Source organism: Allorhizobium sp. GW101-3B10, assembly GCF_059424725.1.
On record NZ_JBWKZR010000001.1, the window covers coordinates 596,017 to 614,825 of the forward strand.

The window sequence follows — 18,809 nt, forward strand, 5'->3', positions numbered from 1 at the left end:
CCTCCGGCGCACAGATTACCGGAGGCTACGGACGACATGGCGAAAGTTAAGCTGGCGGATTTGGAGGCGGCGGAAGCCGCGCCGGGCGAATACGGTCACAAGCTCTCCAGCCCTATGCCCTTCTTCACGACGATGGTGATCTTCCTGATCATCGTCGGATTCATCGCCGCCATCCTCTATCGCCAGGCGCATGCGGCGTTCATCACCAACCCGGGCCTCAATGGCCTGATCCTGGGGGTTCTGGCCGTCGGCATCGTGCTGGTCTTCAACCACGTGCTGGCGCTCAGGCCCGAGGTGCGCTGGTTCAATTCCTTCCGCGCTGCCGGCCATGCCGACAGGGTCGGCCGCGATCCGCGGCTGCTGGCGCCGATGCGGGCGCTGATCGGCGGCCGCCGTTCGATGGCCATCTCGACCACGGCGTTGCGTTCCATCCTCGATTCGATCGCCACCCGCCTCGACGAATCACGCGACACCTCGCGCTATCTGATCGGTCTCCTCGTCTTCCTCGGCCTTCTCGGCACGTTCTGGGGCCTGCTCGGCACGATCGCCTCGATCAGCGAGGTGATCCAGTCGCTCGATCCGGGAGCGGGCGACAGTGCCGACGTGCTGCAGGCGATGAAGACAGGTCTGACCGGGCCGTTGTCGGGCATGGGCACGGCGTTCTCGTCCTCGCTGCTCGGCCTTTCCGGCTCGCTCATCCTCGGCTTCCTCGACCTGCAGGCCGGACGCGCGCAGAATCGGTTCTATACCGAGCTGGAAAACTGGCTTTCGTCGGTGACCGACGTCGATTCCGACATCGCACCGGCAGGCACGCTGACCGGCGTGCCGGCGGAGGACATCAAACGGCTGGTCGACCAACTGGCAAAGATTGCCAGCCGTGAGAATGCCGGCGGCGGCGACCGTTCGGTGGCCGCCATCGCCGGGCTGGCAGAGGGTATCCAGGGACTGGTCAAGAACATGCGCAACGAGCAGCAGATGCTGCGCGACTGGATCGAGGCGCAGCAGGAAGACGCCCGCGCCATGCGCAAGACGCTTGAAAAGCTCAACGACAAGCTGGGCGGGGGCAAGTAGCCATGGCGCTCGGCCGCAACCGCCGCCGCGACAGGGGCGTAGACTATTGGCCGGGCTTCGTCGACGCGCTGTCGACGCTGCTCCTCGCCATCATGTTCCTGCTCACCGTCTTCGTACTGGCGCAGTTCATCCTCAGCCGCGAAATCACCGGCAAGGACGAGGTGCTCAACCGCTTGAACAGCCAGATCGCCGAACTGACTCAGTTGCTGGCCCTGGAGAAGAGCGGCAAGCAGGATCTCGAGGATACCCTGGCCACACTGCAATCCTCGCTTTCCGTTTCCGAGAGCGAACGCAGCCGGCTGCAGCAATTGCTCGACGCCGGCTCCGGCTCGACGGAAGTCGCCAACCAGAAGCTCGGGCGCCTGAGCCAGGAACTCGAAGCGGAAAAACAGGTGAGTGAGCGGGCGATGAGCCAGATCGACCTGCTCAACCAGCAGATTGCCGCTCTCCGCGCCCAGATCGCGGCGGTTGAGGAGGCGCTGCAGGCGTCGGAAGCGCGGGACCAGAACGCGCAAGTGAAGATCGCCGATCTCGGGCGGCGGCTGAATGTCGCGCTCGCCCAGCGCGTCCAGGAACTCAACCGCTATCGTTCGGACTTCTTCGGTCGGCTGCGGGAAATCCTCTCCGACCGGGAGAACATCCGCATCGTCGGCGACCGCTTCGTCTTCCAGTCGGAAGTCCTGTTCCCGTCCGGCGGCAACGTGCTCAATCCGGAGGGCGAAGTCGAGATGGCGAAGCTTGCGAGCGCCTTGCTCGATCTCGCCAAGGAAATCCCGCCGGAGATCAACTGGGTGCTGCGCGTCGACGGCCACACCGACAACGTGCCATTGAGTGGATCGGGCCGCTATGCCGACAACTGGGAGCTCTCGGCCGCGCGCGCCATCTCCGTGGTCAAATACCTAATCTCGAAGGGCGTCCCGTCCAATCGGCTGGTGGCAGCCGGATTCGGCGAAAACCAGCCGATCGCCGAGGGCGACAGCGTGGAAGCCCGAGCCCAGAATCGGCGTATCGAACTCAAGCTCACCGAGCGATGATCGTCCTGCCGCCGCACTGGTAGAAGTGCTGGGTTGTGCGACTCTTTACGTGCCCGTAAAAGTAAGAAAAGCGGCGACATTCGAGGGAGAGTCCGGATGAACTACGATGTGCTGGTGATCGGGGGAGGGCTGGCCGGGCTCGTGGCTGCGACCGAAGCCGCCGAACGCGGGCTCAAGGTCTGCGTCGTCGACCAGGAGGGGGAGCAGAATCTCGGCGGACAGGCCTTCTGGTCGCTTGGAGGTCTGTTCTTCATCGACAGTCCCGAACAACGGCGCCTCGGCATACGCGACAACTTCGAACTGGCGCGGCAGGACTGGTTCGGCTCGGCCGGTTTCGATCGCGTCGAGGACTACTGGCCGCGCCATTGGGCCGAGGCCTATCTGGAATTCGCTGCGGGAGAGAAGCGCGAATGGCTGCATCGCCAGGGAGTGCGATGGTTCCCCGTCGTCGGCTGGGCCGAGCGTGGCGGCTCGCTTGCCGACGGTCACGGCAATTCCGTGCCGCGTTTCCATGTCACCTGGGGCACCGGCCCGGCCGTTCTGGCGCCCTTCGTCCGGCGTGCGCGGGCGGCAGAACAGCGTGGCAACCTGGTCTTCCGCTTCCGTCATCAAGTCGATCAACTCATCGTCACCAACCGTGCGGTCAAGGGCGCGCGCGGCAGTATTCTGGCGACCGATCCGGCCCCTCGTGGCGCGGCGACGTCGCGCGCGGTGGTCGGCGAATTCGAGCTGAGGGCCGGCGCCGTCATCGTCTCGTCGGGCGGTATTGGCGGCAATCATGACCTGGTGCGCAAGAACTGGTCCGTCCAGCGTCTGGGGCCGCCGCCGAAGTCCATGGTCGCGGGCGTGCCGCAATATGTCGACGGCCGGATGCTGGACATCGCGCGCGCGGCCGGGGGGGAGATCATCAACGGCGACCGCATGTGGCACTATACCGAAGGCCTCCGCAATTTCGACCCGATCTGGCCGAACCACGGCATCCGCATCCTCCCTGGCCCTTCGTCCTTCTGGTGCGATGCCAGCGGCAACCGTTTTTCCGCGCCGGCCATACCGGGCTTCGACACGCTGGCGACGCTGAAGGCGATCCGCGCGAAGGGCGAGGAATACAGCTGGTTCATTCTCAACAAGGCGATCATCAAGCGGGAATTCGCGCTCTCCGGCTCGGAACAGAACCCCGATCTGACCGACAAGAACATCCGGCTGCTGCTGAAGCGCCTCGGCCAGAACCCGCCCGGACCGGTTCAGGCCTTCATGGACAAGGGAGAGGACTTCGTGGTTCGCGAAACGCTCGAAGACCTGGTCGTGGGCATGAACGAACTGACGGGGGAGCACCGGATCGGCGTCCACCATCTGCGCAGCCAAGTGGAGGCGCGCGACCGCGAAATCGACAATGCCTTCAACAAGGACGCCCAGGTGACCGCCATTCGCGGTGCCCGCAACTATATTGGCGACCGGCTCATGCGCACGGCAAAGCCGCACCGGCTGCTCGATCCCAAGGCCGGTCCGCTGATCGCCGTCCGGCTGCATATCCTGACCCGCAAGACACTGGGCGGCCTGCACACCGATCTTTCGTCACGGGTGCTCGACGACACCAACAAGCCGGTGCCGGGGCTCTATGCCGCGGGCGAGGTGGCGGGTTTCGGCGGGGGCGGGGTCCATGGCTACAATGCGCTGGAAGGCACGTTTCTCGGTGGCTGCCTGTTCTCCGGCCGGATCGCCGGCCGCTCCGTCGGAGCCTGAGGGCTCCGACGGAATACCGGGAACTACTCGGTGGCCGGCGCGGTGAAATCGCGCCCGCCGGTCTCGAACTGCAGCCGCGCCAGCTTGGCGTAGAGACCGCCCTCCTGGATCAGGCTGTGATGGGTGCCTTCCTCGACGATACGTCCGTCGTCGAGCACGAGGATGCGATCGGCCTTGAGCACGGTCGCCAGTCGATGGGCGATGACGATCGTCGTGCGGTTCTGCATCAGGCCGTCCAGCGCCGTCTGGACCAGGGTTTCGCTTTCCGCATCGAGCGCCGAGGTCGCTTCGTCGAGAAGCAGGAGTGGTGCGTCGCGCAAGAGCGCGCGGGCAATCGCGATGCGCTGGCGCTGGCCGCCGGACAGCGTGATGCCGCGTTCGCCGACCTGCGTGTCGAAGCCGTTCTCCAGGCGCAGGATGAATTCGGTCGCCTGGGCGGCTTCCGCCGCCGCCTCGACCATCTGCCGCGTGGCCTTCGGCGAGCCGAAGGCGATGTTGTCGTGGATCGACGCGGCGAAGATCGTCACGTCCTGGGGCACGATGGCGATGCGCGCGCGGACCTCTTCGGGATCGGCCTTGCGGACGTCGACATCGTCGATCCGAACGGTGCCGCTGACCGGATCGTAGAAGCGCAGGATGAGAGAGAAGACCGTGCTCTTGCCAGCGCCCGAAGGACCGACGATCGCTACCGTTTCGCCCGGCTCCACCCGGAAGCTGAGCCCTTTGAGGGCCGACTTACTGGCGCTCGAGGGATAGGCAAAGTGCACGTCGCCAAAGCTGACGCGGCCCATGGGCGGCTCGGGCAGGCGGGTCGGATTGGCGGGGGCGGCGACCTGGGAAACCTCCTGCAGCAGTTCGCCGAGCCGTTCGGCGGCGCCGGATGCCTGCGAAAGCTCGCCCCAGACCTCGGACAGCGTACCCATCGAACCGGCGGCGATCAGTGAGTAGAGCAGGAACTGGCCGAGCGTGCCGGCCGAGAGCGTGCCGGCAAGCACGTTCTGGGCGCCGAACCAGAGCACCGCGACGATGCTGCCGAACACGAGCGTGATGGCGACGCCGGTCAGGAGCGCGCGCGACTTGATGGCGGCGCGCGCCGCCTCATAGGCCTGCTCGACGGCCGCACCGTAGCGGTCAGTGGCGATGCCCTCGGCGTTGAAGGCCTGGACGGTCCGGGCCGCACCGATGGTCTCGCCGGCAAAGGCCGAGGCTTCGGCCAGCGTGTCCTGCGCGGCACGCGAGCGGCGGCGCACGGAGCGGCCGAAGGCGACGAGCGGGAAGACGATGATCGGGATGGCGGCGAGCACGAGGATCGACAGCCGCGGGCTGGTATAGATCATCATGCCCATGGCACCGAGACAGAGAATGGAGTTCCTGAGCGCGAGCGATGCTGTCGCGCCGACGGCGGACTTGATCTGCGTCGTGTCGGCCGTCAGCCGCGAGACGATCTCGCCGGACTGGTTCACGTCGAAGAAGGCGGGCGAAAGCTTCGTCACGTGGGCGAAGACGTCGCGGCGCAGATCGGAGACCACACGCTCGCCGATGGTGATGACGAAATAGTAGCGCATGGCGCTGGCGAGCGCGAGAATGATGGCGAGCACCGCCATCATTCCGAAATAGTTGTTGATGAAGGCGCCGTCGGCGGCGCTGAAGCCGTGATCGACCATGCGGCGCACGGCGAGGGGCAGGGCTAAGGTCGTGGCCGCGGCAAGACCGAGGAAGAACAGGGCACCCGCGACCAGCTTGCGATAGCGCATGACATACGGAATGAGGCGCGACAGGGGCTTGAGCGAGCGGCGTTTCGACTGTTCAGTTTCGGTGATTGCGGACACTATTTGCTTCTCCGGCCCGCCTGGCGGGCTTTCGTGCCATGGCACTTGTTATCCTTGCGCCCTTCATGTATAGGCACCGCATCGAATTGGGAAGCCGTGGCCTGTTCGGACATCGGCTTGGTTTATTGAATAGGTCTCCATGACGCAATCGCGACATTTAGACCCTCCGGCACAGCAGGAAGATCGCAATGAAGGCTGATATCCATCCCGACTACCACGTCATCAAGGTTGTCATGACCGACGGCACCGAATACGAAACCCGTTCTACCTGGGGTTCGGAAGGCGCAGTCATGAACCTCGAAATCGACCCGAACTCGCATCCGGCCTGGACCGGCGGCAACCAGCAGCTGATGGACCGCGGCGGTCGTCTCTCGAAGTTCAAGAAGCGTTTCGGCGGCCTCGGCCTCTGATCGATCCTCGATCGATCGTTTTCATCAAAGCCCGGCTCGTCCGGGCTTTTTTGTTGCCTGGATTCTGCTCGCATCGCAGGCGAACAAAGAAATGCCCGGCGATGCGTGAGCATGCCGGGCCAAAGAAAGTGCTGATGCGAAGTCGGGATGTCAGTTGAGATTGAAGGCCGTGCGCAGCAGATCGAGCTGGGCCTGGACGCTGTTCTCGTTGTCCGGGACGACCGGGGCGTCAGCCGGGCGATAGATTTCACGGTCGAGCAGGGCGATGCGGTTCTGCAGGCGCAGCGAGCGCTCGACCAGATCGCGGAAGGTTTCCGGCAAGTCGTTCCAGCCCGGAGCCTGGCGATCGACGTTGAAGCCGTCGAGGCGTACCTTGCTCTTTTCCGACAGGACCTGATCGCGGCTCATCTCGCCGTTGTTGACGGCGCGCTGCAGCAGCAGCCACGAAGCCATCTGCATCAGGCGGGTGGTGAGGCGCATCGATTCGGCGGCGTAGAGAACCGAGGCCATGCGCGGCAGGACCTTGGCGGCAGCGCGACCGGGGCCGTCGAGATAGGCAGCGGTCTCTTCGACCAGACCCATGCCCTCGGCATAGGTCGCCTTGAACTGCGTCGAGGCAGCGGCGCGGCCGGCAAAGCTCACTGTGTTCAGTCCGAGTTCAGACATCGGTTCACCCTTGAATTACGCATCACTTTAACTGGGTAACGGCGTGGACACTGTCTTGTTCCTGCCGCTTTTCATGGCCGTACGATGATACCAATACCCTAAATGCGCAAGCCGTTTATTAAAGAAGGGTTAATTCCCACACTTTTGGACATAGGATGCCGAAAACATAAAAAAAGAGCCGCAAAAGCGGCTCTCAAGGTAAAACAGGGAGAAAAATCAGACTTTCGCCACGCGGTGAAACTGCCTGAACCCGGCAGAACCGGATGCCTTACGATCGCATATAACGCTTAACGGATGGTAAACATGAAGCGAAAAATGCGATAGATTCCCAATCTGGGCGGAAATACGCGGCCAATACATAATCTATACTTTGGGCTTGAAGAAGCTGTCCGCCGCCCGTTTCCCAGCCTCCTTGCGGACGCGTTCCGCGTCCAGACGCTCGATTTCCCCGCGCAGCAGGTCGATTCGCGCCTGCAACTCCTCTGCAGACAGGGCGGAAAGATCGCTGCCCACGTCATGGGCGACAGGCTTCTTCGGGCGTTCGTCGTCGAAGATCATGATTTCGATTCTCCGGTTCAGGGTGATTCGTTCGAATCGGTCTCCTCCGCATGCGGCGGAAGAGGGGCCGCGCGCGGGTCGAGGCTAAGGCTCTCGGGCGTGCTCATCGGCGAGGCGGACACGGGCATGTTCGGGACATTGTCGCGTTCGGCATACGGTATGGCGGCGCGCAGGCGACTGCGGTAGATGGCATAGGCCGTGAGCAGTACGTGGGCCACGGCGGTGACGGCGAAGAGGGCGTGGGGGCCAAGTTCGGTCATGACCGGGCCGCCGATCGTCGGGCCGATGATCGTGCCGATGCCGTAGAGCAGCAGAAGTCCGCCCGACACCTGGACGAACTCGTCCGAACTGGCGAAGTCATTGGCATGGGCGACGGCAATCGGATAGAGCGCGTTGGCGGCACCACCGTAGACGGCGACGAGGATGATCATCGTCATGGCGTCCTGGGGCCGCAGGACGATCAGCAGGAGCGCTGCGATGGCGGAGACAGCCGAGAGTGCCGCCAGCACATAGCGGCGGTCGGTGCGGTCCGAGGCCTTGCCGGCGGGAAACTGCATGAGTGCGCCGACGAAGATGGTGACGGACAGCATGATGGCGATCATGTTCGGCGTCAGGCCGGCGCGGGCGCCGAAAACGGCCCCGAGCGTGCCGTAGGCGCCGTTGGCGATGCCGACGAGCAGGATGCCGACGAAGGACACCGGCGAATTGCGGTAGAGGCGCGGCAGGTTGAGCTTGACGGAGGTGAGCGCCTGCGGCGTGGCTGCGGTCGAGACCGTCGTCGGCAGCATGGCCAGGCAGTAGAGAATGCCGCAGATCATGAACAGGATGGTCGTCGACGGATCGACGATGCCGACCAGCATCTGGCCGCCCACCACGCCGATCAGCGTGACGGAGATGTAGAAGGAGAAAATCGTGCCGCGGCTCTCGTTGGTGGCCCGCTCGTTCAGCCAGCTCTCGATGATCATGGAGGTTCCGGCGATGCAGAAGCCGGTCACGGCGCGCAGGACCACCCACCAATAGGGATCGACCAGAATGCCGCTCAACAGCGCGATGATGGCGATCAGCGAGATGAAGCTGGAGAAGGCGCGGACATGGCCGACCCGCATGACGAGCTTCGGCGCAATCAGGCAGCCGGCGACGAAGCCGGTTGCCCAGGACGTGCCGAGCAGGCCGAGGATCTCGTTCGAATAGCCCTCCGCGGATCCGCGTACCGGCAGAAGCAGGCCGTGCAGGCCGTTCCCGAGGAACAGGAACAGCGTGCCGAGAAGAAGCGCCATGACTGGCAGGAGGTTTCGTCGCATGGCTTGGCAATCGAGTGGGGTTGGGGAAGCTGTACGGACAGGTTCCTGAAACGTCGCAATTTAAGGCAAGGTTCCTACCGATCTCTGAATGGACATCGGTACTTGCGGGAAAAGCTTCTGGCGGGCAAAAGTGTCGCCGTTGTGACAAGGGCCGGAACAGGCATGCTAGGATTCAACCATGACCAAGGTGATCGGCCTTCTTCTCATCCTCGCCATGATGGTGCAGGTGATCCGGCCGCTCGGTCTGCCGGGCCTGAGGAAACGCAGCGATTTCTGGAAGGTTGCCGTGATCGCATTCGCCATCTGGTCGGTGACGCTGCTCGTGCGACCGTGACGCTTTTCAAAGGGTGATCGTGCCTCGCATCACATCGACGCAAGTGCCGGTGATGCGGACGCGATCGAACCGGCCGTCTTTGGTTTCCACATCGACATGGATGAGGCTGCGACGGCCCATCTCGACGCCTTGCTCGATCAGCAGGTGCCGATTGCGCGGCTGAGCGTCCAGCGAGCCCAGATAGGCGCCAAGGGCCGCCGAGGCGCTACCCGTGGCCGGGTCTTCCGGCACGTTGTCCAGCGGAGCGAACATCCGGGCGCGGACATGGTCGCTCCCGACCCAGGCGTAGAGAAAGATGGCGCAGTCCGTCTCTTCGTGGGTATAGGTCTCATGTAAGATGGCGAGCGGTTCCAGCCGCGGCGCCGCCCGTGCGAGTACGGCGAGATCCTTCACTTCGGCAAGGATGAACTTCAGCCCGACCGACGCGAAGACGGGCACATGATGCCGGGTCTCAAGGTCCGCGGCATCGAGCGAAATGCACGGGGCGAGTTCGGCCGGCGGCACAGGGCTGCCGACGGAGAGCGGACCGGGAGCCTGAATGGTCGCGCCGGTGACGCGCGCGCCGTCCCGTGCGAGTTCGATTTCGACCAGTCCGGCCTTCTCCTCGAAGCGCAGCCGCGTTCCGATCGGCCTGCCGAACAGCGAGCCGAGATTACCGAGGACGAAGGCCGTTCCGACATTCGGATGTCCGGCGAACGGAACTTCGGTGGCCGGCGTGAATATCCGGACGTTGGCCGTATTGGCCGGATCTTGTGGCGGCAGAACGAAGGTGGTTTCGGAGTAACCGAATTCGGCGGCGATCTGCTGCATTTCGCCGTCGGACAGCCCGCGTGCGTCGAGTATGACGGCCAGTGGATTGCCGGCGAAACGTTGGTCGGTGAACACGTCTACGGTGGCGAAGGGGACGTCGCGCATGGTTTCTTGTCCTTTCTGATCCGTTGGTTCCAGGCTCAGCGTGCGGGTTGCTGCCATTCCGGAAGCGGGAACAGCCGGTCATAGCTCCAGTTGAAGACGAAGGCGTAGACAAGGTAGAAGAGCGAAAACGAGACGTCCATCACCACTGCGTGCCACAGGCCGACGCCGAGATACCACGCGATGAAGGGCGCGAGCACGAGAAGCAGTCCGGCCTCGAACAATACGGCGTGCATGACCCGGATCGGCACGGACTTGTAGGTGCTGCCGGCAATGCGCTGCATCGCGCGGTCGAAGCCGATATTGTAGACGTAGTTCCACAGCATGGCGATCGTCGCGCTGCCGACGCTGACGACGCCGATATCGGTGAGCGGCAGGGAAAAGACCCAGGCGCCCAGCGGCGTGACAAGGAAAAGGGCGAGGATTTCGAAACTGACGGCGTGGCGGATACGGTCGCTGGTCGAGCGCATATTTGTTCTCCCGCAGAGGGTCGTTCGGGTCGTCCCGGTCAAGTGCCCGTCGTGGGGAGAGGTCGTCCTCAGCAGGACCAAATATAGTTTGCCGCAGGCGGAAGGCAAGGGGGCGGAGCCGGCCTGGCGTCCACGAAAAAGCCCCGCCAGCGTTGCTGGCAGGGCTCGAAAGGCTGACATCGAAAGGCGCCGGTCAGGCGACCTCTTCACGCCTTCTGGACTGTATCAGGCCTTGTTCACGCTTGCGGCGTAGATCTGATCGATCGTTTCGGCCAGGCTCGCGTTGAAGTCTGCGTCGCTCATCGAGACGCGCAGTTTTTCCGTCAGCGCGCGCGAGAAGCTCGCGATCATGCCGTGGTTATGGCTGAGCTTTTCGCAGGCGTCCGCGGTGGTGTAGCCGCCGGAAAGGGCGACGACGCGAACGACGGACTTATGGGCGACCAGAGGCGCGTAGAAATCGGCGACCGTCGGGATGGTCAGCTTCAGCATGACGGTTTCGCCTGCGGGGAGCTTGTCGAGCTGGGCGGCGATCTCGTCGCGGAGAATGGCCTCGGCCTCGACCTTCGTCGGGCTCTTGATGGAGACTTCCGGCTCGATGATCGGCATGAGGCCCTGGCCGATGATCTGGCGTGCCACCTCGAATTGCTGCTTCACGACGGCGGTGATGCCGGCCGCGTCGTCCTGCGCAATGACCGAGCGCATCTTGGTTCCGAAAATTCCCTTGTTGCGGCCGCGGATCAGGAGAGCGTCCAGGTCGGGCATCGGCTTCATCATCTGAACGCCGTTCTCTTCGGCAGCGAGGCCCTTATCGATCTTGAGGAAGGGCACCACGCCGCGCTTTTCCCACAGATAGGACGGAACGGCCTGGCCATCGACGTCGCCGTCCATGGTCCGCTCGAACAGGATGGCGCCGATCACCTTGTCGCCCGTAAAGGCCGGCGCGCTCATGATGCGGACGCGCATGGCATGCATCAGGCGGAACATCTCCTCGTCACCCTGATAGTCAGACTCGGAGATGCCGTAGAGACGCAATGCTCCAGGTGTTGAACCACCGCTCTGATCCAGTGCCGCGATGAAACCAGGCGCCGAGCCGATCTTGTTCAACATCTTTGCGTCCACCATATCTCACTCCTATCCCTAAAAATGGCGCGATACGCGCTCACCTGTCTTCTTTGATGTCACGACCAATCGGCAAAGCCGAATTGACCAATCCCCGAATTTAGATGAGGCGGATAACAGAAGTTTTGCGATAGGAAAATGGCGGCTTAAAATGTTGAAACGATTGAAATCTATTTAATCGTTTGAAAGTCTTGGAAATATCCGCCGATGCTTAACGATGGCGGGCCGCGGAGCCCGCCATCATGGCAAATCACTTCTCGGCGATCAGGACGGCCACGCCCGGCAGTTCCTTGCCTTCCATCCATTCGAGGAAGGCGCCGCCTGCGGTCGAGACGTAGGAGAAGTCATCAGCCACGCCGGCATGGTTCAGTGCCGAGACGGTATCGCCGCCGCCTGCGACCGAGACCAGCTTGCCGGCGCGGGTCTGTTCCGCGGCGTGCCGGGCGGCAGCCACGGTCGCCGTGTCGAAGGGGGCGATCTCGAAGGCGCCGAGCGGGCCGTTCCAGACCAGCGTTTCGGCCTTGGAGATCCAGCCGTTGATGGTCTCCACCGACTTCGGGCCGACGTCGAGGACCATGGCATCGGCCGGGATGGCGGTGATGGCGACGGTCTCGTTGTCGGCGCCTGCCTTGAACTCGCGGGCGACGACGCCGTCGACCGGGAGCACGATGGCGCAGCCGGAGGTCTCGGCGTCGATCATGATCTGCTTGGCGGTGTCGGCCAGATCGTGCTCGCACAGCGACTTGCCGACATTGATGCCCTGGGCCGCGAGGAAGGTGTTGGCCATGCCGCCGCCGATCACCAGCGCGTCGACCTTCTTCACCAGGTTGGACAGGAGGTCGATCTTGGTCGAGACCTTGGCGCCGCCGACGATGGCGACGACCGGGCGGGCCGGCTTGCCGAGACCCTTTTCCAGTGCCACGAGTTCGGCCTGCATGGTGCGTCCGGCATAGGCGGGCATATGGTGGGCGAGGCCTTCGGTCGAGGCATGCGCCCGGTGGGCGGCCGAGAAGGCGTCGTTGACGAAGATGTCGCCGTTCTTGGCGAGTTCAGCGACGAATTCCGGGGTGTTCTTTTCCTCGCCCTTGTGGAAGCGGGTGTTTTCCAGGAGCAGGATGTCGCCGTTTTCCATCTTGGCGATGGCATCAGCGGCGGGGGCTCCGATGCAGTCCGAGGCGAAGGCGACCTTCTGGTCCAGCACTTCCTCGACGGCAGGGGCGATCAGCGACAGGGACTGGTCGGCGACCGGTTCACCCTTCGGCCGGCCGAAATGCGCGAGCAGGATGACCTTGGCGCCCTTGGCCGACAATTCCTTGATCGTCGGGGCGACGCGCTCGATGCGGGTCGCATCCGTCACCTTGCCATCGGCGACGGGAACGTTGAGGTCGACGCGCACAAGCACGCGCTTGCCCGCGATGTCGGTGAGATCGTCGAGTGTCTTGAAAGCCGGCATGATGATACCCGTCGTTAAGGTGTTGCTGGAATGGGGCTGACGGGGTCGGACCTTACACCGCCTGAACGGCTGCGCAAGGCGACCCGGATCATTTTTCGCTTTCGCCGGCCTTGGCGCGCTGCCGGCGCAGATAGTCGCGGATCGCGTGGGCAAGCTCGCGGATGTTCAGGAAGATCGGCAGGTTGGTGGCAGGGGCCACGGGTTCGAGCGAAACCCCGACCGAGGCGATATGTCCCGTTTCATCCAGGTCGCGAACGATCAGGACGATGGTGCCGAGTCGGGCCCGGTCGGCATAGTCGGCCTGTCCGCCCAGGCGCTGGGCGATCAGTTCCGCCACCGTCTTGGCGCGGTCGGCTTCGGAGATGCTCAGCGGTCCATAGGCCTGGTTGAGATCTTCGACCCTGGTGTTCGGGGAGATGGCGAAGGTGCCGAAGAACTCGCTGTCGTCCTCGGCCACCGGCGCCTTGCTGGCGAACAGGCGGTCGAGCAGCTTGGAGTAACCCGGCGCGATGAAGAGATAGACCTGGTCGTTCTCGCGCAGGCGTCCGGCATACTGGTAGCGCATCGATTTACCGTCGCGGATGACGAGGGAGGGCATGGCCCAGCGGGGGATGCGTTCGCCGCGCAGGACCGGGCTGTCTGCGACCACGCGGTAGGCGAGGAGTTCGTGATGGGCGGCGCCCGGCAGGTCGAGTTCCAGTTTGTCGATGGCGCCGATGCGCGGCGGGATGATGAGGCCGAGCTTGCGCGCCACCGGCTTGATGGTCCAGCCCTGCAGCACGAGCGAAATCATCACCACGATGAAGGCGACGTTGAAATAGGTCTGGCCCTTTTCCAGATTGCCGAGGATCGGCAGGATGGCCAGCAGGATCGACACGGCGCCGCGCAGGCCGACCCAGGCGATGAAGCCGGTCTCGCGCTGGGTGAAGTCGAAGGGCAGCAGACAGGCCCAGACCGCCAGCGGACGCGCGACGAAGACGAGGAAGAGGCCGAGCAGGACGGCGGGGATGAGGATCGAGGGGAACTGTGACGGCGTGGCCAGCAGGCCGAGAACGAGGAACATGACGATCTGTGCCAGCCAGGTCATGCCGTCCTGGAAGCGGGTGATCGCGCCGCTCGCCGGGATCTTCTGGCTGCCGGCATAGATGCCCGCCACGTAGACGGCGAGGAAGCCGCTGCCGCCGACCGCGCCGGTATAGGAGAAGACCAGCAGCGCCATGGCGAGCATGAAGATCGGGGCAAGGCCGCGTTCGACGGAGATCCGCCTGAGCACGAAGACGATCAGCGCGCCGCCGATCAGGCCGAGCGCCAGGCCGAGGCCCATCTGCTCGACGAACAGCCGCAAGAGGTCCATGTCGAAACCGGAATAGCCTTCGCCGGCGGACAGCAGTTGCACCAGCGCCATGGTGAGGAAGATCGCCATGGGATCGTTGGTGCCGGATTCCACCTCGAGCGTCGAGCGAACGCGGTCGCGGATGTTGATGCCGCCGATGCGCAGCAGGAAGAACACCGCCGCTGCATCGGTCGAGGCGACGATCGAGCCCAGCAGCAGGCCTTCGAGAAAGGAGAAGTCGAGCAGGAGATGGGCCACGAGGCCGAAGAAGCCGGCGGTGATCAGCACGCCGCCGGTCGCCAGCGTCAATGCGGGGGTGGCCGACAATTTGAAGGACTGCAGGGACGTGCCGTAACCGGAATCGAACAGGATGACCGCCAGCGCGATCGATCCCAGTGCGTAAGCGAAGGCGTTGTCGGAAAACTCGATGCCCAGGCCGTCGACGCCGGTGGCGAGCCCGATCAGCAGGAAGAGGAGAAGCAGGGGAGCGCCGAAGCGGAAGGCGATCAGGCTGGAGAATGCGGCCAGCAGGACCAAGGCCGTCGCCACCAGCGTCATGGCATAAAATTCTTCCACCCCTTGCCCCTCTCATCAACCGCGCCGTCGTCCGACAGGACCGGATCAGGTCATACCACGGGCGCGGCTCGACGCGGTGTCGGCGGTGCTTTCCGTCCCGCGCGCGAGGCCGGTGACGTGGATGGAATGATCTGGCAGGGCTGCCGGAAGACGAGATGAAAAACCTATCGTCTTCAATCGTGATCAGAGTAGGGCGGAACTTAAAAATTTGAAAGGCGGGCCGGGGTTTCCGGTCCGCCTTTTTTAAAGCGAGCGCTAATTCTTATGCGATCAGATGAGCTTGGCCAGAGCTACCGCGGTGTCCGACATGCGGTTCGAGAAGCCCCACTCGTTGTCGTACCAGGTCAGAATGCGGACGAAGTTGCCTTCGAGCACCTTGGTCTGGTCGATGGCGAAGATCGACGAATGGCTGTCATGGTTGAAGTCGCGCGAGACCAGCGGCTCTTCGGTGTAGCCGAGGATGCCCTTCAGCGCACCGTTCGAAGCAGCCTTGATGGCGTCGTTGACTTCCTGAACCGTGGTGTTCTTCTTGGCGACGAACTTGAAGTCGACGACCGAGACGTTCGGGGTCGGCACGCGGATCGAGGTGCCGTCCAGCTTGCCCTTGAGTTCCGGCAGAACGAGGCCGACGGCCTTGGCTGCACCGGTCGAGGTCGGGATCATCGACAGGGCCGCTGCACGGGCGCGGTAGAGGTCCTTGTGCATGGTGTCGAGGGTCGGCTGGTCGCCGGTGTAGGAATGGATCGTGGTCATGAAGCCATGATCGATGCCGATCGCGTCGTTCAGAACCTTGACCACCGGCACGAGGCAGTTGGTGGTGCACGAGGCGTTGGAAATGACCAGGTGATCCTTGGTCAGCTTGTCGTGGTTGACGCCGAAGACGACGGTCAGGTCAGCGCCTTCGGCCGGGGCCGAAACGATGACGCGCTTGGCGCCGGCCTGGAGGTGCAGGGCGGCCTTGTCGCGCGCGGTGAAGATGCCGGTGCATTCCATGGCGATGTCGACGCCGAGTTCCTTGTGCGGCAGGGTCGCCGGATCCTTGATCGCGGTGACCTTGATCGGCTTGCCGCCGCCGACGATGATCGTGTCGCCTTCGACCTTCACATCCGCCGGGAACTTCCCGTGGATCGAGTCGTAGCGCAGCAGGTGGGCATTGGTCTCGACCGGGCCGAGGTCGTTGATGGCGACGACTTCGATGTCGGTACGGCCGGATTCGACGATGGCGCGCAGCACGTTGCGGCCGATGCGGCCGAAGCCGTTGATGGCAACTTTCACAGTCATAGATTCACTCCCGCGTTTAGATCAGAGCTTCAGATTATGGGAAGAATGGGCGTCCGGGAACGCCCATGCGACAATTTGTCGTCTCAGCCGAGCTTGGCCTCGGCGGCGGCAACGACCGCTTCCGGGGTGATGCCGAAATGCTTGTAGAGTTCCTTGTAGGGACCTGAGGCGCCGAAGGACTTCATGCCGATGAAGGCGCCGTCGGAACCGATGAACGCGTCCCAGCCCTGGCGGATGCCGGCCTCGACCGCGATGTTGACGGCGGACGAACCGATGATCGCTTCGCGATAGGCGTCCGGCTGCTCGAAGAACAGTTCGAAGCAGGGAACGGAGACGACGCGGGCGGAAATCCCCTTCTGGGCCAGCATCTGCTGGGCCTTCAGGGCGATCTCGACTTCCGAGCCGGAGGCGAAAATCGACACCTTGGCGTCGCTGGCCGAAACCAGCTCATAGGCGCCGAAGCTGCAGAGGTTCTTTTCTTCGTAGTCGGTGCGCGCGGCAATCAGGTTCTGGCGGGTCAGCGCCAGGCCCGACGGACGATGCTTGTGTTCCAGAGCAATCTGCCAGCACTCGACCGTTTCGGTCGCGTCGGCCGGACGGAACATCAGCAGGTTCGGGATGGCGCGCAGTGCCGCCATGTGCTCGACCGGCTGGTGGGTCGGGCCGTCTTCGCCCAGACCGATGGAGTCATGCGTCAGCACGTGGATGACGCGGATGCCCATCAGGGCGGCAAGGCGGATCGACGGACGGCAATAGTCCGAGAAGATCAGGAACCCGCCGGAATAGGGGATGAGGCCGCCGTGCAGCGCGATCCCGTTCATGGCGCCGGCCATGCCGTGCTCGCGAATGCCGTAGTGGATGTAACGGCCGGAGAAGTCGTTCGGGGTGATCGACTTGGTCTGGCTCGTCTTGGTGTTGTTCGAGCCGGTCAGGTCGGCCGAGCCGCCGAGCGTCTCGGTCAGCACGCCGTTGATGACTTCCAGCGCGTCCTCGGAGGCCTTGCGGGTGGCAACCGTCGGCTTGGCTTCGGCGAGTTTCTTCTTGTAGCCGTCGATCGCGGTGGCGAAATTGCCCGGCAGGTCGCCGGCGAAACGGCGGGTGAACTCGGCCTTGGTCTCGGCCGGGCTGGCGGCGAGGCGGGTTTCCCAGTCCTTGCGGATCTTGGTCGAGCGCAGGCCGGCGAGGCGCCAGGTGTCGAGCACGTCGGCCGGAACGACGAAGGCTTCCTCGGCCCAGCCGAGCGCCTTGCGGGTGGCGACGATCTCGTCGGCGCCGAGCGGCGAACCGTGCACCTTGTGGGTGCCGGCCTTGTTCGGCGAACCGAAGCCGATGACCGTCTTGCAGGCGATCAGGGTAGGCTTGTCGGAGGTCTTGGCGGTCTCGATCGCAGCGGCGATCGCTTCGGGATCATGGCCGTCGACGGAAAGCGTGTTCCAGCCGGAGGCCTTGAAGCGGGCATGCTGGTCGGTCGAGTCGGCCAGCGAGATCGCGCCGTCGATCGAGATGCCGTTGTCGTCCCACAGCACGATCAGCTTGTTGAGCTTCAGGTGGCCGGCCAGCGAAATGGCTTCCTGGCTGATGCCTTCCATGAGGCACCCGTCGCCGACCAGCGCATAGGTATGGTGGTTCATCAGCTCGGCGCCGAATTCGCTCGCGAGCTTCTTTTCGGCAATGGCCATGCCGACGGCATTGGCGATGCCCTGGCCGAGCGGGCCGGTCGTCGTCTCGATGCCGGAGGCGTGACCGTATTCCGGGTGGCCGGCGGTCTTGGCGCCCATCTGGCGGAACTGCTTGATGTCCTCGATGGTCATGTCCTCGTAGCCCGTCAGATAGAGCAGGGCATAGAGCAGCATGGAGCCGTGGCCGGCCGACAGGACGAAGCGGTCGCGGTCGGGCCAGAGCGGGTTCTTCGGGTCGAAATTCAGATACCGGGTGAAGAGAACGGTGGCGACGTCGGCGCAGCCCATCGGCATGCCGGGGTGGCCGGAATTGGCTTTTTCCACCGCGTCCATGGCGAGGAAACGGATCGCATTGGCCATCCGGTTGTGTTTTTCGGGAGAGATCATGGCTGTTCCGCTTGTTCCGGGTCTCAAGGGACGACCGTACTCGGCACGGTCCGTCTGAAAGCGGCTGATCCATAGCAGGTGAATCGCGCGAGTCAATAAATGGCGGGTATTCTGGCCTTTTGTTGCGCGATAAATCATGCTTTTGTCTATTTGCTGTGCATAGCACCGATACGCCCGGACTTGGGCAGCCCGGGGTGACGTCGTCCACAGGATTGGCGGTCCCGGGTGCGCCCCCATTTATTGACGGGCAGCAATCGAGAAGCTTACTGTCCGCGGATCGAAGCAGCGGGTCTTCAGGGTCGATTCGAACGCCGCTTCTGGAAAGCCGGGACAACAACATGCCGACAGGGAATTCGGTCGAAGCGGCGCTCGGCGCGCTCAGGCAGGCGATCGCCGGGCTCGAGAACGCCATCGACATGCGCATCGAAGTGCAGCGCGAAAGCGGCGAGGTCGAGAGCGAGGTTCGCCGCGTGCATGCCGACCGCTCGCGGCTGGCGCAGGAGCTCGACCAGTCGGAATTCCGGGCGAACCGGCTGGAAGAGGTCAATCGCGAGGTTTCGCGGCGGTTGGTGACCGCCATGGAAACGATCCGGGCGGTTCTCGACCGCTAGGATCAGGCAAAGGCGAAGCCGAAAGCTCGGCGCCAATTGGGAAGA

Annotated in this window: 17 protein-coding genes; 6 read left to right on the forward strand and 11 right to left on the reverse strand. The window is 63.8% G+C overall.

Annotation, left to right across the window (positions count from 1 at the left end; genetic code table 11):
* Positions 1–36 precede the first annotated feature (36 nt).
* From AC07Y0_RS02755 to AC07Y0_RS02765, 3 genes are all read left to right on the forward strand, one after another.
* Entirely contained in the window at positions 37–1,071 is a 1,035-nt protein-coding gene (locus AC07Y0_RS02755) for a flagellar motor protein MotA (RefSeq protein ID WP_498674297.1), read from the forward strand.
* A gap of 2 nt (positions 1,072–1,073) precedes the next feature.
* Entirely contained in the window at positions 1,074–2,105 is a 1,032-nt protein-coding gene (locus AC07Y0_RS02760; RefSeq protein WP_498674299.1) for a peptidoglycan -binding protein, read from the forward strand.
* A gap of 96 nt (positions 2,106–2,201) precedes the next feature.
* On the forward strand, positions 2,202–3,845 hold the full coding sequence (locus tag AC07Y0_RS02765; RefSeq protein WP_498674303.1) for an FAD-binding dehydrogenase: 1,644 nt from the start codon (positions 2,202–2,204) through the stop codon (positions 3,843–3,845).
* Positions 3,846–3,868: 23 nt separating this feature from the next.
* Here AC07Y0_RS02765 and AC07Y0_RS02770 read toward each other — a convergent pair whose 3' ends face one another.
* On the reverse strand, positions 3,869–5,674 hold the full coding sequence (locus AC07Y0_RS02770) for an ABC transporter transmembrane domain-containing protein (RefSeq protein WP_498674306.1): 1,806 nt from the start codon (positions 5,672–5,674) through the stop codon (positions 3,869–3,871).
* Between the two features lie 188 nt (positions 5,675–5,862).
* Between AC07Y0_RS02770 and rpmE the strand changes: the two genes are divergently transcribed.
* Positions 5,863–6,084, forward strand: coding sequence for a 50S ribosomal protein L31 (gene rpmE / locus AC07Y0_RS02775; protein ID WP_028736513.1), 222 nt, complete (start codon positions 5,863–5,865; stop codon positions 6,082–6,084).
* 150 nt (positions 6,085–6,234) lie between these two features.
* Here the strand turns inward: rpmE and rcdA are convergent, their stop codons facing one another.
* The 3 genes from rcdA to AC07Y0_RS02790 form a co-directional block, all read right to left on the reverse strand.
* Positions 6,235–6,750, reverse strand: coding sequence for a protease adaptor protein RcdA (rcdA, locus tag AC07Y0_RS02780; RefSeq protein ID WP_498674309.1), 516 nt, complete (start codon positions 6,748–6,750; stop codon positions 6,235–6,237).
* A gap of 363 nt (positions 6,751–7,113) precedes the next feature.
* The gene (locus AC07Y0_RS02785) at positions 7,114–7,308 is read right to left on the reverse strand and encodes a DUF1192 domain-containing protein (protein ID WP_498674311.1); all 195 of its coding nucleotides are present in this window, start codon (positions 7,306–7,308) and stop codon (positions 7,114–7,116) included.
* Between the two features lie 17 nt (positions 7,309–7,325).
* The gene (locus AC07Y0_RS02790; protein ID WP_498674313.1) at positions 7,326–8,609 is read right to left on the reverse strand and encodes an MFS transporter; all 1,284 of its coding nucleotides are present in this window, start codon (positions 8,607–8,609) and stop codon (positions 7,326–7,328) included.
* Between the two features lie 178 nt (positions 8,610–8,787).
* Between AC07Y0_RS02790 and AC07Y0_RS02795 the strand changes: the two genes are divergently transcribed.
* Complete coding sequence (locus AC07Y0_RS02795; protein ID WP_498674316.1) at positions 8,788–8,943, forward strand: hypothetical protein; 156 nt, start codon at positions 8,788–8,790, stop codon at positions 8,941–8,943.
* Between the two features lie 6 nt (positions 8,944–8,949).
* Here the strand turns inward: AC07Y0_RS02795 and AC07Y0_RS02800 are convergent, their stop codons facing one another.
* The 7 genes from AC07Y0_RS02800 to tkt form a co-directional block, all read right to left on the reverse strand.
* Entirely contained in the window at positions 8,950–9,858 is a 909-nt protein-coding gene (locus AC07Y0_RS02800; protein WP_498674317.1) for a PhzF family phenazine biosynthesis protein, read from the reverse strand.
* Between the two features lie 35 nt (positions 9,859–9,893).
* On the reverse strand, positions 9,894–10,325 hold the full coding sequence (locus AC07Y0_RS02805; RefSeq protein WP_498674319.1) for a PACE efflux transporter: 432 nt from the start codon (positions 10,323–10,325) through the stop codon (positions 9,894–9,896).
* 225 nt (positions 10,326–10,550) lie between these two features.
* Positions 10,551–11,447: a fructose bisphosphate aldolase gene (locus AC07Y0_RS02810; protein WP_498674321.1), complete on the reverse strand. Its 897-nt coding sequence runs from the start codon at positions 11,445–11,447 to the stop codon at positions 10,551–10,553.
* Between the two features lie 247 nt (positions 11,448–11,694).
* Positions 11,695–12,897: a phosphoglycerate kinase gene (locus AC07Y0_RS02815; RefSeq protein ID WP_498674324.1), complete on the reverse strand. Its 1,203-nt coding sequence runs from the start codon at positions 12,895–12,897 to the stop codon at positions 11,695–11,697.
* A gap of 88 nt (positions 12,898–12,985) precedes the next feature.
* Complete coding sequence (locus AC07Y0_RS02820) at positions 12,986–14,806, reverse strand: potassium/proton antiporter (RefSeq protein WP_498674327.1); 1,821 nt, start codon at positions 14,804–14,806, stop codon at positions 12,986–12,988.
* A 270-nt stretch (positions 14,807–15,076) separates the two neighbouring features.
* A complete protein-coding gene (gene gap / locus AC07Y0_RS02825) occupies positions 15,077–16,087 on the reverse strand; it encodes a type I glyceraldehyde-3-phosphate dehydrogenase (protein WP_498674328.1) in 1,011 nt (336 codons plus the stop codon).
* Between the two features lie 83 nt (positions 16,088–16,170).
* Entirely contained in the window at positions 16,171–18,153 is a 1,983-nt protein-coding gene (gene tkt, locus AC07Y0_RS02830) for a transketolase (RefSeq protein WP_498674330.1), read from the reverse strand.
* Between the two features lie 338 nt (positions 18,154–18,491).
* On the opposite strand from tkt, the gene AC07Y0_RS02835 reads away from it, so the two are divergent.
* The gene (locus AC07Y0_RS02835; protein WP_028736502.1) at positions 18,492–18,764 is read left to right on the forward strand and encodes a DUF4164 domain-containing protein; all 273 of its coding nucleotides are present in this window, start codon (positions 18,492–18,494) and stop codon (positions 18,762–18,764) included.
* The last annotated feature ends 45 nt before the right edge of the window (positions 18,765–18,809 follow it).